This window comes from Coprococcus sp. ART55/1, from assembly GCF_000210595.1.
GTDB classification, from domain to species: domain Bacteria; phylum Bacillota; class Clostridia; order Lachnospirales; family Lachnospiraceae; genus Coprococcus; species Coprococcus aceti.
Window position 1 is genome coordinate 2184647 of sequence record NC_021018.1, and the last position, 15042, is coordinate 2199688.

The following is a 15042-nucleotide window of genomic DNA, read 5'->3' on the forward strand; positions in this document are numbered from 1 at the left end:
GACGATTGAAGAAAAACGGGAGATGTGCAGCAGCGCGTCTCCCGTTTTTCTGGCAAATGATCAATGTGATCAGTTCTTTTCAAATGACTCCGCCAGCTCCGTGAGATACACATACCTCTCCAGAAGCTGATCCAGCTCTGATTCAAGCTGTTCCTTTTTCTGTGTGAGTTCGTTAAGCTTCACGAAATCTGACACAGAGTTGTTGATATCGGTCTCCGTCTGCTCTATCTCAGCTTCTTTCCGGGCGATGGTGTCCTCTATGGTGTCATATTCCCTCTGCTCATTGAAGGAGAATTTTTTCTTCATGGATGGATTCTGCGTTTTCTTTTTCTGGGCGGGTTCCTTGTCCGCTGTGCTGACACGCTCCGGCTTTGTCTGGGTATTTGCCCCTGCCGATGCGCTGTTGGCAAATGAACCGTGGGTCAGATAATAATCGGTATAACCGCCCTCAAACTGTGAGATACCGCCGCAGCCGTCAAACACCAGAAGCTTTCTTATGACTCTGTCCAGAAAATATCTGTCGTGTGATACGACTATCAATATGCCCTGGAAGGAATCGAGATAGTCCTCAAGTATACACAGTGTGGAAATGTCCAGATCGTTGGTTGGCTCGTCAAGGATCAGTACATTTGGCGATGATACGAGAACCTTCAACAAATACAGTCTTCGCTTCTCGCCTCCTGAGAGCTTCTCTATGCGCTGGTGCTGCAGAGTGCCGTCAAATAAAAATCTCTCACACATGGTGGATGCTGACATGAGACCTTCGGTGGTCTGGATATACTCTGCGGTTTCTTTGACGTAGTCGAGTACCTTCATGTTGGGATCCAAGGCTTCATTTTCCTGAGAGAAATATCCTATCCTTACGGTGTCTCCGATCTCTATGGTTCCGCTGTCCGGCTTGGTGACACCGGTTATGAGCTTCATGAGCGTTGTCTTGCCACAGCCGTTTGGGCCAACAACACCTATCCTGTCAGTCCTCAGGAAGTTGTATGAGAAGTCCGTTATGACCGGACTTGGTCTGCCCGGCCAGGTCTTGGCTATATGGGAGAGCTCTATTGTTTTGTTTCCCAGCCGGCTCGCGATTGAGCTCATGGTAACCGACTGAGTTTCCTTTATAAGCTCCTCACTTGCAAGCTTCTCATATCTCTGGATATGGGCTTTCTGCTTTGTGCTTCTGGCTCTAGCACCTCTCTGCATCCATGCAATCTCCTTGCGCAGGATATTCTGATGTTTGTTCTGAGTGGCAAGTGCGATGCTCTCACGCTCTGCCTTCAGCATGAGATAGCCTTCGTAGTTGGTATTGTAGCTGTAGGTTTTGCCTTTGTCGATCTCTACTATGCGGTTGCACACCTTGTCAAGAAAGTATCTGTCGTGGGTGACCATGACCAGAGCGCCCTTGTAGTTGTTAAGGTAATCCTCCAGATATTCTGTCATATCGTTGTCGAGGTGGTTGGTGGGCTCGTCCAGAACAAGAATGTCACATCTTGACAGCAGTGCCGCAGCCAGAGCGACCTTTTTTCGCTGACCTCCTGAAAGTGTGCTCACCATGAGGCTGGTGTCGTCAAATCCGAGACGGTGAAGAAATGCCTTGGCATCACCCTCTATGCTCCATTTGTTCTCCTCGTCGACATTTGCAGTGATGACATAGTCGTATATGCTGACCTTCTCTGCGAAGTCGGGGGTTTGTGGAAGATATTTTATGACCACGTTGTTTCCCTTTGACAACTGTCCTGAATCACATTCGTCTATGCCGGCTATGATCTTGAGGAGTGTTGATTTACCAGTGCCGTTTACGCCTATGACACCGATCTTTTCTCCTGAATTTACTGAAAAGTCTGCGTCATCGAACAGAATCTTGTCAGTGTATGCTTTTGAAAATCCTTTTATTGTAAGTAGGTTCATATATGTTCTTATGGGGCTTTGTGCCCGCCCTTTCGTCAAAATGAGCCGTGAAAACGGCTTTGCATGTAAGTATTATTGTAATTGGGGAGAATTGACGAGTCAAGAAGCATATCATAATAGAAATACCATTTGAGAATAATTAAAAATAGACGAAAATATATAAGACCATGATCTCCACCCGACAGTATATTTGTAAAAAAACATTCCTGAATTTATACAACATGACTAAAAAATAACCTGAAAAGGCGCTTTAGGTTAATAAAAACAAGCCATTTGCACAAATTGGTTTACAAAATTACAATTTTGTAATTTGCAAATTATTCCAAAAAGTAGTATAAATTGAACATTGATTACGGACAGGAATGGAGGTAATTATCATGGAATCAACAAATATCAGGGTTAAGCTCAATTCGGTAGAGCAGGTAAGACAGTTTGTAGAGACAATGAGAAAATATGATGGAGACGTTGATGTATATTCATCCAACAGGAATTATCTTGTAGATGGCAAATCAATACTGGGAGTTTTTAGTCTTGGACTTGATCAGGAACTCACAGTAAAGTTCTATAACGGAGCGACAGAGTCGTTTATAAATACATTACAGCCATTTATGCTGGCTGCATAAGGAGTATTTATTACAATAATTTTCATAGCTAATTCGTGGTCTGTATGCATTGACACATTCGTTGATGGAGTGTTAGAATGTCCTTATAAATATTAAGAGATATTAGGGGGCGCAGCCAATGCAGATTACAGAGATGAAAGCTAAAGTTAACACTATGGATGACATCAAGAAGTTTGTTGCATACCTGAATCAGTTTCCAAATGATGTTGACGTTTCATCAGCTCAGTACGTCGTAGATGGAAAGTCAATCTTAGGTGTGTTCAGTTTAAATCTTGAGAAGCCACTTACAGTGAAATTTCATGGAGAAGTTGCACCAGAGCTTCAGGCAAAGCTTGATGAGTTTAAGTGCTAATTCTATAGGATACATAAGAAAGCTTAGAAAAGCAGGCTGCAGATTTTCTGCAAGCCTGCTTTTCCTATGCTGTGAGACAAGTGTCAGGAGGGATGATTATGATATACGAAGCGGATCAGGGGTTGGAATACCATATAAAGGTAAATGAGGATATGATAGGCCAGTATGTTATCATGCCGGGGGATCCTAAGAGATGTAAGGCGATAGCAGCGTGTCTCGAAGATGCGGAGCTGGTGGCGGACAGCAGGGAATTTGTCACGTATACAGGCTATCTGGATGGAGAGAAGGTCAGTGTCACGTCCACAGGTATAGGCGGCCCGTCGGCGGCCATAGCCATGCAGGAGCTGGTGCACGCCGGTGCCCACACTTTTATCAGGGTTGGAACCTGTGGCGGTATGCAGACTGAGATCGTCGGCGGAGACGTGGTGATCGCCACGGGAGCTGTCAGGATGGAGGGCACGTCAAGAGAGTATGCGCCTATAGAGTACCCTGCGGTTGCGGATATAGATGTGGTGAATGCGCTCAGAGAGTCAGCAGGAGCACTTGGAGTGACGGCACACACAGGTGTGGTTCAGAGCAAGGATTCATTTTATGGACAGCATTCGCCGGGAATCATGCCGGTTGGATATGAGCTTATGAACAAATGGGAAGCGTGGAAGAAGATGGGCTGCAAGGCCTCTGAGATGGAATCTGCTGCATTGTTCATAGTTGGAGCGTTCCTGCGGGTCAGGGTCGGTGCGTGCTTCCTTGTGGTGGCGAATCAGGAGAGGGCTGCAGCCGGTCTCCCGAATCCTGAGGTACACGACACCGATAAAGCCATACGTGTGGCTATTGAAGCTGTGAAGAAGCTTATCAGAACTTGAATACACGACCTATGTCTGTCTTGTAGCTTTCAAGATAGTCAAGGATCTCATCTGAATTATCCATGACGGTATATATCTCGTTGGTCGCAGGCGTCATAAAGCCTTTGTCCGACGTCTCTTTGAGCATGGACAGAAGATGATCGTAGAATCCGTTCTGATTGAAAATTACGATTGCTTTGCCGTGACGTCCGAGCTGCTTGAGCGTGAGGATCTCAAAGAATTCCTCGAGAGTGCCAATTCCGCCGGGCGTTACGATGAAAGCGTCTGCCTTATCTTCCATGATCTGTTTGCGCTCTCTCATGGTCTCAGTGGTTATCAGCTCGGAGACATTCTCAAACAGTATTCCGTCAACATTAAAGAATGAAGGAGTGACGCCTATTATGGTGCCATTTTCCTCGTATACACCCCTTGCCACTGCGCCCATGAGCCCATTTGCTCCAGCGCCGTACACAAGAGTGTGGCCTCTTTTGGCGATTTCCCTTCCTAAATATTCTGTTTCTTCTATATAAGATCTGTCAATGTCGTTGCTTGACGCGCCGTATACACATATATTCATAAAAACCTCCAATGTGACAATGCCAGGTATTCCTGAACTGCCGAAAAACCATTTATTAAACAGTATATAGAAGTAAATGATAATTTGGAAGAAATTATTTATAAAATAATGTAAAATCGCAAAAAAATGCGGAGCAGCCATAGGACTGCCCCGCAAAGGGAAAACATGAAAAGAATGATATGAGATTACAGAAGCTCAACAACTTTGCCCAGAACTGCGATCTCTTTTTCTTTTGCACCCATAAGGTACTTCTCAAATCTGTCCATACAGTCAACCTTGCCTGTGATGGAAGTCTTGATGAGAAGGTTTCTGGCGGTGAGCATGGTGTTCTCAACCTCCATATAATCATTCAGGATATCACCGTTGAATTCGATATATCCGTGATCCATCATGTACTTGAGTCTCTCCATCATGAGAACCTTGTGGTCATACAGGATGTGAAGAGCACGTATATCAAAGTCTGGATCCTCTGCTGAAAGCTGCTTGCCGATCTGCTTCAGAACCGCATCGTAGACATCAACCCCAAATACTGTGTCCTTAAAACGATTCCTCATCATACGGAAGTGATTCTTGGTATCCTTTGACTCAAGGTACTCGATGATGGTATCCTTGATATACTGTGTGTCGAGTTCGTAGTATGTATCAGCCAGATTCTTCTGGATCACGTATATTCCACGGCGTCCCTTGTAGTCGTCCTTGAAAATATGATCCTCCTGGGCTGTGATTGTGTCGTAGCCGTTTCTCACATCTGAGTATGATACTTTTGAGTAGGAATAATGCTCGCCAAATGTGAAATCTCCAACATAGAACTGCTGCTCCTCGTCGTCATATCCGTAGATGAAGAGCTCGTGTGGGAATTTGTAGTCGGCACCGGAATCGCAGAGGATCTTAGCCTCGTCAAATACTCCGTATACATATCCGCCCAGATTGATGGTCTTCTTGATGAAAGTGAGAATATCTCCGCAGTAGCTCTCCACCTGCTCCTTTGTCATGAGAGAGAAGAGAAGATAAGGACATTCCTTAAGTGAACTGCTTCCCGGCATCATATCTGCAAGAAGCATCTCATCTCCTGTGAAGATCTCTTCGATGTTGTAACATCTTAACTGTATATAATTGCTGAATATCCAATTCTTGGCTTTCTCGTCGTCCCCTATGATCGAGAAAAGTGTGGCATGCCACTGCCAGGATGTTATCATTGGATAGCTTATTGGCAAAATCTTTTTGCTCATGTGCTTATTACCTCCATTTCATATTAAGATTACGTGATGTTAGCTGACCTTGGCTGCTACAGCCTTGACTACATCGTTCATGTCATAGTAGAGGCCAAGTGCAAGCTCAGAATCATCAAATTCAATGTTAAAAGCCTGCTCAAGTCCGACGATGAACTGAATGATGGAAACGGAATTCACGCCATATTCGGTGGTGAGTTCTGCAGTCATGTCCAGCTTGCCCGCATCTATGTCTGGAAGAATATCAGAAAAAACCTCCAATACTTTTTTTGTTAATGTGTCTTTGTCCATTTCAAACCTCCCATTCGTTTTGATATGTTACCAATGCACGTTACTTATATTTTAATGTGTTTGACAGTATTTTTCAATAAAATTATTCAATCCGTACAGAAATATTTGTGCATTTTTGTGTTAAATGTTAAAATTACCGTGAAGTATATGGTGTAAAATATGGTATAGTTGAATAAAATATTATAATTTTTTTAAAAAAATCAGACAGTTGATGTAAAATATAGAACAACAATATACGATAAGGCAGGGTGATGGACATGAAGATAGTTGTTCTGGATGGATGTGCGGCGAATTCCGGCGATATTAGCTGGGACAGTATTGGCAAGTATGGCGAGCTGACGGTGTATGACAGAACCGACAGGTCAGAGGTGGTCTCAAGGATAGGCGATGCGGAGATCATAACAACGAACAAGACGGTGATAGACAGGGCTGTGATCGAGGCCTGTCCGAACCTCAGATATATAGGTGTGCTTGCCACCGGCTACAATGTGGTCGATGTGGAGGCGGCACATGAGCACGGCATAGTGGTTACAAATGTTCCGGCATACAGTACGGATGCTGTGGCGCAGTTTACATTTGCACTGCTTCTGGAACTGGCAAACAGGGTCGGGGCGCATGATGCGTCAGTGAAGGACGGTGGCTGGGTTAGAAGTAAGGATTTCTCCTACAGTGTGATGCCGACCATGGAGCTTGCGGGCAAGACTATGGGTATCATAGGCTATGGCAGTATAGGTATGAAGGTGGCAGAGATCGCACATGCATTTGGCATGAGGGTGCTGGTGAACAGCCGGACGAGGAAAGCCCTGCCGGATGGCGATTGGATAAGCTGGGCTGAGAGGGATGAACTGTTCGCACAGTCGGATGTGATAAGCATACACTGTCCTCTGTTCCCTGAGACGGAGGGAATGATAGACAGGAGTGCGATAGGCCGGATGAAGAAGACTACATTCATCATAAACACTGCCAGAGGCGGCTGCATAGTGGAGAAGGATCTGGCAGATGCACTGAACGAGAAACGTATAGCTGGAGCCGCGGTGGATGTCATAGCACAGGAGCCTATGGCGGCGGACAATCCGCTTCTCACGGCAAAGAATGTGATCATAACACCACATATCGCCTGGGCACCGAAGGAGGTCAGGGAGAGACTTCTCAATATAGCGGGTGGCAATATAGAGGCGTTTCTCAATGGAAAGCCTGTAAATACAGTATAAAAAGAATAAGATTAGCCATAGAGCAGAAATTTAGCTGTAAGAAGAAAGGATAGATCAGGAAGATGGAGAGCAGTTCTTTTGAGGATGTGAACAGACTGGTTAGGTCTGAACTGTATGAGCACATGGATCCGGAATTTGGCAAATATCTGGCCATGAACCTTCCGGGCTGTGGCAATATAATAGGTGTGAGGCTGGATGACCTGAAGGAGATAGCCAGACAAATAGCCGACATAAACTGGAAGGAGTATCTGAAGCATGCGCCGGATGATACGCTGGAGGATGTGGTCATTCAGGGGCTTGTCCTTGGATTCGCACAGGGCAAGCTGGAGGAGATACTTGCATATGCCGATGAATTTGTTCCCAAGATAGACAACTGGTGGGTGTGTGACTCGTTCTGCAGTACATTTGTGGCGGCATCCATGTACCCGGAGATAGTGTGGGAATTCATCATGAAGTATATGGGAGATTCCGAGCTGAATCCTGCGTGGAGAAAGAAGGAGGAGGCAGAGATTCCAGAGGGACAGGGAGGCATCGCAGTAGGAACCTGGCAGGATATGTCCGATGACTTCAGACTCAGGTTCGTGGCTATCATGCTGAAGTGCTACTTTGTGAATGACAAGTATATCGACAAATGCCTTTATGCATTTGAACATATGCAGGATGGCGGCTACTATGCAAAGGACGGTGTAGCCTTTGGCCTGGCGGAGAGCTATTTCGTGTTCCCGGACAAGACGATTGAGTACATAAAAGGTGCACAGTTTGACAGGCAGATTCTGGAGATGACTAAGAACAAGATAGAGAAGATATACAGGCTGCCGGAAGCGGATGTGAACAGGTTTGCGGAAGTTATAAATGAATATTAAAATTAAGAGAAGGACATTATATTTGCAGGAGGAATTCTTATGAGAAATTTGAATGCGGATATGGATGTCCTTTTTGCTTTGACTGGGATCAATAATATTGAAAATGAGTTTATGGTGGCAATGGTGCTGGTGATTGTCTGTTTGGCGGCTGCGGTATGTCTGACCGTATGGATAAGAAAATACGTCAGGGGAAATGCCTCAGGCAGTCTGGAAGATAGTCAGGATGAGCGGGAGGACAGGGAGTATTCATCGGAGGATAACTACATCGATGGTGATGCTGTAGCCATTGCCATTGCTGGAGCTTTGGGAGGAACAGCAAATATTTACAGTCTGAGGAGCAGTGATACAAGACTTAGAGTTACGGTGAACAACGGGGCGCTGGTGGACAGGAGAAAACTGAAAGCCACAGGAGCTCTGGGAATACTGGCAAAGGGCAGGCAGGTGCAGGTATTCTATGAGGATCAGGTGGAAAGGATATGCCGAGAGCTTGGAAGATATATAGATGGACACAGGAAAGATAATATTGAACAGGAGGCTGAGATCGATTATGAAAGAGTGCTTAAGAAGGTGTATGTGCCTGTTGAAGGTGATGTTGTGCGCGTATCTGATATACATTGCCTACAGAACCTGGGAGACGGGAGTGTCGGCTTGTGTGCGATTCGAGCCACACGGGGAGAGATCAGAGCGCCGTTTGACTGCAAGGCTGGATATAGTAAAGCCGGAGAAGGTCAGATAGAGTGTACATCTGAGGAAGGATACGTGGTCAGGATATATCTGATATCAGAGATCGACACCGGATGGCAGAGGACACAGAGCTATGTAGATATAAGACTTACATGTGGTGATGGTGAGAAGGTGCGAAAAGGAAGGCTGCTTGCAGAGTATCCATATGAGACGCTTGCTGGCAGAGGCGAAACTGTATATGCTGTGCTGGAGGTACATTCCGATGAAAATGCTGATACAGGTCATTCTGGTGGCATAGATAAAGGATATCAGCTTAAGATAAACCGGAGAGAGAAAGTGAATTATGAATATGTGGCATGCGAGCTTGTCGTCTGAAAAGCTCACATGCCATTTATTTACGCTCTGGTTGCCCTGTCTATGATCCCAGCAAGGGTATCTATGACCATAGCGGCATCCTGATCTTTGTATTTCAGGAAAGTATAAGCACAGCCTTGTACGAACATTGACACCTCAACATTCTTGGCAAGGTCATCTCTGAACTCGGGACGGGCGTCATATATCTTCTCCTTGATGAGGGCGTCGAGCTTGTTGGTCAGGACTCCATAGCTTCTATTGTCATCAGGAAAGAGTATGGAGAACAAATGTCCCTGGTTGATAAATGCGTTGCATAACTGCCTGCTTGCTTCTGCAGGATTGGTAAGCATATATTCTGGATTTGGAATGTCACCGATGAGGGACAGAAGAGCATCATTTTCGAGGTATTCCGACAGATCATATATATCCTGAAAATGCAGATAGAAAGTCTGCTTGCTGATATTGGCCTTTTCTGTGAGTTCCTTCACTGTGATCTTCTCCACAGGTTTGGTGGCACGCAGTTCGATAAATGCGCTGAATAAGCTGTTGCGTGTACGCTGAATCCTTCTGTCCATAAAAGCTCCTTTCTGATCATACAAAAGCTGTACGCGGGTAATGATTATAAATGGCTGTAAGCGCCCTGATGATGCTCTATGCATTATAATATAGAATACAACAAAAGAAAGATATAGTCAAAAAAACGTATATACATATTAAATCTAATTGTCAATAATTGTCTGGAGTAAATTATTTTACTTTTATCAAAAAACGAATATTCATATAGCGGATGTGCAACGGTATACTGAAGGTAATTTACTACAGTCAAGAAATGACTGAGAGGGCTTGGATGATGGAACTTGAACACTAACTTTGTATGGAGGAAAAGTTATGGATTTGTATGAGTTTTATTCGGGAAGGTGCTTTGATGCCTACAATGAGCTCGGCGCACACGTTGTGAAGGAGAACGTGGGCAAGAGCAGGAGGAAAGCAGTGACAGGAGTGGACTTTGTGACGTATGCACCGAATGCGGAGTCGGTGACGGTTACAGGTGAGTTCAATTCATGGGGAGAGACTGCCATGGAGAGGTGTTACGATGGCAGCTTTTTCAAGTGTTTTGTGCCGGGGGCAAAGGCCGGACAGATGTATAAATATAAGATATACCAGAGAGATGGATATTGTGTGGATCACTGTGATCCGTATGGATTCGGCATGGAGCTGAGACCGGCATTTGCATCTATAATAAGAGATATGGATGAGTATACATTTGGCGATGCAAGATGGATGAGGACACGGAATGAGTGCAAGGGTGGTCCGCTCAATGTGTATGAGATGCACATGGGCTCATGGCACTGCAAGCCGGTGTATGATGAGAATGGAAAACAGCTGACACCGGAAGAAGTCATTGAGACTGACCGAGTTGCTGAGGGCTGGTATACATACAGAGAGATAGCACCGATGCTTGTGGAATATCTGAAAGAGCAGGGCTACAATTATGTGGAGTTTATGCCGCTTTCGGAGCATCCATGTGATGAGTCATGGGGCTACCAGAATACCGGATTCTTCAGTCCGACGGCTAGATACGGAACGGCGGATGACCTGAAGTTCCTCATCGACACGCTTCACAAGAACGGCATAGGTGCCATCATGGACTATGTGCCTGTGCATTTTGCACTGGATGGATATGGACTTGCAAAGTATGACGGAACCAATCTGTATGAGCATCCGACCGATGATGTGGGCTACAGCGAGTGGGGTAGTAAGAATTTCATCCATTCCAAGGGAGAAGTTCAGACATTTCTCAAGAGTGCGGCGAATTACTGGCTCACAGAGTATCATTTTGATGGCCTAAGAATGGATGCCATCAGCAGGATAATCTACTGGATGGGCGACGAGTCTAGAGGTGTAAATGACAGGGCGGTTGAGTTTATAAAGGGGCTTAACCAGGGACTTAAGGACAGACACCCGTCATGTATTCTCTGCGCCGAGGATTCCACGGACTACAAGGGAACCACCAAGGAAGTCGGATACGGCGGACTGGGATTTGACTACAAATGGGATATGGGTTGGATGAATGACACATTGAATTTCTTCAGAACTCTGCCGTTTTGCAGAGGCGACCAGTATCACAAGCTGACATTCTCCATGATGTATTTTTATAATGAGAGATACATGCTGCCACTCTCGCATGACGAGGTTGTACATGGCAAGGCAACCATAGCCCAGAAGATGGCGGGATCATATGAAGAGAAATTCCCAAATGCAAAGGCGCTCTACGCCTACATGTATGCGCATCCGGGCAAGAAGCTTAACTTCATGGGTAACGAGATAGCCCAGCTAAGAGAGTGGGACGAGAAGCGTGAGCAGGACTGGGATATACTGAAATACCCGAACCACGATTCATTTAACAGATTTATAAAAGATTTGAATAAGCTCTATCTGAAAGAGCCTGCGCTGTCAGGGTGGGATGATGATCCTCACGGGTTTGACTGGATACTCTGTGGCAAAGAGCAGGATGTTGTATATATATTCCAGAGAGTTATTGAGGAAAATAAGATAGTAGTAGTCATGAACCTATCAGGAAATACATACAGGGATTATCACTTCAGATACGGCGAGGGCAATTCCATGAAAGTCCTCATGAACACGGACTGGAATAAATACGGTGGAAACACTAAAGACACCGTGAAGAGTATCAAGGGCGTATGCGGTGACTTCGGCTTTGATCTTCCGGCTCTGTCTGTAATGTATTTAAAGCCGGTGGATTAGTAAAAAGGAGAGATTATGATATTAGATGTAAGCAACCTCAGCCATGGATTTGGTGACAGGGCAATATTTGAAAATGTGTCATTCAGACTTCTGGCAGGCGAGCACATAGGGCTTGTCGGCGCAAATGGTGAAGGTAAATCAACCTTCATGAATATAGTGACGGGCAGTCTCATGCCGGATGAGGGTACAGTGACCTGGGCGAAGAATGTGAAGGTCGGATATCTGGATCAGCACACGGTCCTTGAGCCGGGCATGACCATAGGCGGAGTGCTGAGGGATGCGTTCTCCAGACTTTTCGATATGGAGAAGAGGATAAATGAGATATGTGACAAGCTGGCGGAGGTCACTGACGAGGATGAGATGAACACTCTTCTTGAGGAGATGGGACTTCTTCAGGATCTTCTGGACAGCCATGACTTCTATATAATAGACTCGAAGGTTGAGGAGGTTGCCAGAGCATTTGACCTGCTGCAGCTGGGACTGGACAAGGATGTAACTGAGCTGTCGGGCGGACAGAGAACCAAGGTTCTGCTGGCGAAGCTTCTGCTTGAAAAGCCGGAGATACTTCTGCTCGACGAGCCTACGAATTATCTTGATGCACACCATATAGAGTGGCTCAAGAGATACCTTCAGGAATACGAGAATGCGTTTATTCTTATATCCCATGACATTCCATTCCTGAATTCAGTTGTAAATATCATATACCATATGGAGAATTGTCAGCTGGGCAGATATGTCGGCGATTATGACAAGTTCCAGGAGGTGTATGCGGTGAAGAAATCCCAGCTTGAGGCTGCGTACAGAAAGCAGCAGCAGGAGATATCTGAGCTGAAGGATTTTGTGGCGAGAAATAAAGCCCGGGTTGCCACAAGAAATATGGCTATGTCCAGACAGAAGAAACTTGACAAGATGGATGTCATTCAGCTTGAGCGTGAGAAACCGAAGCCTGAGTTCAACTTCAAGGAAGCGAGAACCTCTGGTAAGGTCATATTCGAGACCGATGATCTGGTGATAGGTTACAGCAAGGACAAGCCGCTTTCCAAACCGATGAATCTCCGCATGGAGCGCGGTGACAAGATAGCCATCACAGGAACGAATGGTATAGGAAAGACGACATTCCTGAAGAGTGTGCTTGGACTTATCCCGGCTATATCCGGCAAGGCGCAGCTTGGCGACTATCTGCACATTGGATACTTTGAGCAGGAGGTCAAGCCGAGTGAGAATACATGCCTGCAGGAAATCTGGGAGGAATTCCCGGGATATACCCAGTATGAGGTACGTGCGGCTCTTGCCAAATGCGGACTTACCACCAAGCATATCGAGAGCAAGGTGAAGGTCCTCTCGGGTGGCGAGCAGGCGAAGGTGAGACTTTGCAAGTTAATCAACACTGATACAAATGTGCTTCTGCTTGACGAGCCGACAAACCATCTTGACGTTGATGCCAAGGATGAATTGAAGCGTGCTCTTTCCGAGTATAAGGGGTCTATACTTCTGGTATGTCATGAGCCTGAATTTTATGATGGTCTTGTGACAGACGTGTGGAATCTGGAGCAGTACACGCTGCTCCAGTGATCAGATATTATAAAATTGTCAGGTTCAAATAGATTTTTTGAACCTGGCAATTTTTTAGCGTAAATTTGACTAATCGAAATTCCTATATTATTCTATATAGGACAGTTTAATATGGTAAAGTGCTAAAGATAAATGCGCACTCAGCGCAGAAATAGATACATCTGCTCAAAAAGTACTGTATAATCGTACGGATATAGACGCAGGTGAAAAATAATATTAGGATGGAGATGTTAGATGAATATACTTGAGAGTTTAAAGGATAAATTACTTGTTGCAGACGGGGCATTTGGAACCTGTTATGTGGGAATGTACGGAGAGCAGGGAACTGTCGCTCCTGAGCTTGCAAACATGCGCCACCCGGAGCGGGTACTTGAAATCCATAAAGAGTATGTGAAGGCGGGAGCCGGGCTTATAAGGACAAATACATTTGCGGCAAATACAGCGAGCCTTGATGCTGACACGGATTATGTTATTTCAAATGTGCGTGCGGCGGTAAAGCTTGCGAAGCAGGCTGCGGACGGCGAAGCTGGAACGGATCACAAAAAGGTATACATTGCCGGAGATATAGGCCCAATACCTGCGGATGCCGGTCTCACACTGAATGAAAGGGTGTCACAGTACAAGCTGCTGGGTGAGGCGATGCAGGACATGGGAGTGGATATCATCTGGTTTGAGACATTTCCTGAGTTCAATGTGCTCGAGCCTGTGGTGAAGCACCTGAAGGCAAGAAAGGACACGCCGGTCATGGTGTCGTTCTGCGTGAACCAGTTTGGGTACAGCAACTGTGGATTTTCGGCAAGGGCATTGCTCTCCCAGGTGGCAGGAAATCAGGACGTGGACTGCGTTGGATTCAACTGCGGAGTTGGTCCGTACCATATGCTTCAGCTTCTGAAAAAGCTGGATATAGACTGCGGAAAGCCTGTATCAGTCATGCCGAATGCGGGATACCCGAAGTTTACACAGAGCAGACTGGTGTTCAATGACAACAAAGAGGGATTCATAGATAAGATCCAGGACATAGCGGCGCTTGGTGCAGATATCATAGGAGGATGCTGCGGAACAAATCCTGAATACATACATCAGATCATGGAACGGGTGAAAACCGGAGATATTGCAAAGGCTGCCAAGGTTCATGTGGAAAAGGTACAGGCTGACAGTGCTGTAAAGGACAATTTCCTCAAAGGACGTCTGGAGCGTGGCGGGGCAGCCACAAAAAATGCCGACGGACACAAGCACAAGCTGATTGCTGTGGAGCTGGCACCACCGGTGGATGTCAACGATCAGAAGCTGCTTGATGCAGCCCATATACTTAAGCAGTCACATGTGGATGTGGTGACATTCCCTGATTCGCCATCGGGAAGAACCAGAGCGAATTCCATACTCATGGCGGAGAAAGTGCACAAGGAGACAGGACTCAGGGTCATGCCGCATCTGTGCTGCCGTGATAAGAATGCCATAGCCATAAGGGGAAGCGTGCTCGGTGCACAGCTTAATGGCATAAAGGATTTCCTTGTCATAACAGGTGATCCGGTTCCGGTCATGTTCAGACAGACGACCAGGAGCGTGTTCAACTTTGATTCAGTCGGAATGATGAAGCTGCTGCAGTCTATGAACGAAGAGGTGTTCAGCGGGGATAAGATCACCTACGGCGGAGCGATTAACCAGAACAGACTTAACACAAAGTTTGAGATAGACAGAATAAAAAGAAAGATGGAAGCCGGGGCTGAATTCTTTCTGACACAGCCGGTGCTCTCCAGAGAGCAGGCACAGATCCTA

Annotated in this window: 14 protein-coding genes; 9 read left to right on the forward strand and 5 right to left on the reverse strand. The window is 45.9% G+C overall.

From position 1 onward, the window contains the following. Nucleotides 1-69 precede the first annotated feature (69 nt). Nucleotides 70-1902 (reverse strand): ABC-F family ATP-binding cassette domain-containing protein, encoded by a 1833-nt coding sequence (locus tag CCU_RS09845; protein ID WP_015534530.1) that lies wholly within the window; start codon nucleotides 1900-1902, stop codon nucleotides 70-72. Nucleotides 1903-2279: 377 nt separating this feature from the next. Here CCU_RS09845 and CCU_RS09850 point away from each other — a divergent pair, with 377 nt between their 5' ends. The 3 genes from CCU_RS09850 (at nucleotide 2280) to udp (ending at nucleotide 3740) form a co-directional block, all read left to right on the forward strand. Beyond that, nucleotides 2280-2525, forward strand: a complete 246-nt coding sequence (locus CCU_RS09850; RefSeq protein WP_015534531.1) for an HPr family phosphocarrier protein — start codon at nucleotides 2280-2282, stop codon at nucleotides 2523-2525. A 118-nt stretch (nucleotides 2526-2643) separates the two neighbouring features. Beyond that, nucleotides 2644-2877, forward strand: a complete 234-nt coding sequence (locus CCU_RS09855) for an HPr family phosphocarrier protein (protein ID WP_015534532.1) — start codon at nucleotides 2644-2646, stop codon at nucleotides 2875-2877. Nucleotides 2878-2972: 95 nt separating this feature from the next. Next, nucleotides 2973-3740: a uridine phosphorylase gene (gene udp, locus CCU_RS09860; protein ID WP_442852324.1), complete on the forward strand. Its 768-nt coding sequence runs from the start codon at nucleotides 2973-2975 to the stop codon at nucleotides 3738-3740. On the opposite strand, the gene CCU_RS09865 is transcribed toward udp, so the two are convergent. The 3 genes from CCU_RS09865 to CCU_RS09875 form a co-directional block, all read right to left on the reverse strand. Continuing rightward, a complete protein-coding gene (locus tag CCU_RS09865; protein ID WP_015534534.1) occupies nucleotides 3730-4296 on the reverse strand; it encodes a TIGR00730 family Rossman fold protein in 567 nt (188 codons plus the stop codon). The genes udp and CCU_RS09865 overlap by 11 nt on opposite strands. A 185-nt stretch (nucleotides 4297-4481) precedes the next feature. Continuing rightward, nucleotides 4482-5525 carry a hypothetical protein gene (locus CCU_RS09870; protein ID WP_015534535.1) on the reverse strand — a complete coding sequence of 348 codons (1044 nt, stop codon included), beginning with the start codon at nucleotides 5523-5525 and terminating at the stop codon, nucleotides 4482-4484. Nucleotides 5526-5564: 39 nt separating this feature from the next. Beyond that, nucleotides 5565-5816, reverse strand: coding sequence for an acyl carrier protein (locus CCU_RS09875; protein WP_015534536.1), 252 nt, complete (start codon nucleotides 5814-5816; stop codon nucleotides 5565-5567). Nucleotides 5817-6073: 257 nt separating this feature from the next. Here CCU_RS09875 and CCU_RS09880 point away from each other — a divergent pair, with 257 nt between their 5' ends. The 3 genes from CCU_RS09880 to CCU_RS09890 all read left to right on the forward strand — a co-directional run bounded on the left by CCU_RS09880 (nucleotide 6074) and on the right by CCU_RS09890 (nucleotide 8949). After that, the gene (locus CCU_RS09880; protein ID WP_015534537.1) at nucleotides 6074-7027 is read left to right on the forward strand and encodes a D-2-hydroxyacid dehydrogenase; all 954 of its coding nucleotides are present in this window, start codon (nucleotides 6074-6076) and stop codon (nucleotides 7025-7027) included. Nucleotides 7028-7089: 62 nt separating this feature from the next. Continuing rightward, nucleotides 7090-7890: a DNA alkylation repair protein gene (locus CCU_RS09885; RefSeq protein ID WP_015534538.1), complete on the forward strand. Its 801-nt coding sequence runs from the start codon at nucleotides 7090-7092 to the stop codon at nucleotides 7888-7890. Nucleotides 7891-7929: 39 nt separating this feature from the next. Continuing rightward, complete coding sequence (locus CCU_RS09890; RefSeq protein WP_015534539.1) at nucleotides 7930-8949, forward strand: PTS transporter subunit EIIB; 1020 nt, start codon at nucleotides 7930-7932, stop codon at nucleotides 8947-8949. Between the two features lie 20 nt (nucleotides 8950-8969). Here CCU_RS09890 and CCU_RS09895 read toward each other — a convergent pair whose 3' ends face one another. Then, a complete protein-coding gene (locus tag CCU_RS09895; protein WP_015534540.1) occupies nucleotides 8970-9503 on the reverse strand; it encodes a TetR/AcrR family transcriptional regulator in 534 nt (177 codons plus the stop codon). 313 nt (nucleotides 9504-9816) lie between these two features. Here CCU_RS09895 and glgB point away from each other — a divergent pair, with 313 nt between their 5' ends. From glgB to CCU_RS09910, 3 genes are all read left to right on the forward strand, one after another. Beyond that, nucleotides 9817-11694: a 1,4-alpha-glucan branching protein GlgB gene (gene glgB / locus CCU_RS09900; RefSeq protein WP_015534541.1), complete on the forward strand. Its 1878-nt coding sequence runs from the start codon at nucleotides 9817-9819 to the stop codon at nucleotides 11692-11694. Between the two features lie 12 nt (nucleotides 11695-11706). Continuing rightward, nucleotides 11707-13266, forward strand: coding sequence for an ABC-F family ATP-binding cassette domain-containing protein (locus tag CCU_RS09905; RefSeq protein ID WP_055280133.1), 1560 nt, complete (start codon nucleotides 11707-11709; stop codon nucleotides 13264-13266). Nucleotides 13267-13500: 234 nt separating this feature from the next. After that, nucleotides 13501-15042: bifunctional homocysteine S-methyltransferase/methylenetetrahydrofolate reductase (locus CCU_RS09910; RefSeq protein WP_208896154.1), on the forward strand; the 1542-nt coding region annotated here is incomplete at its 3' end.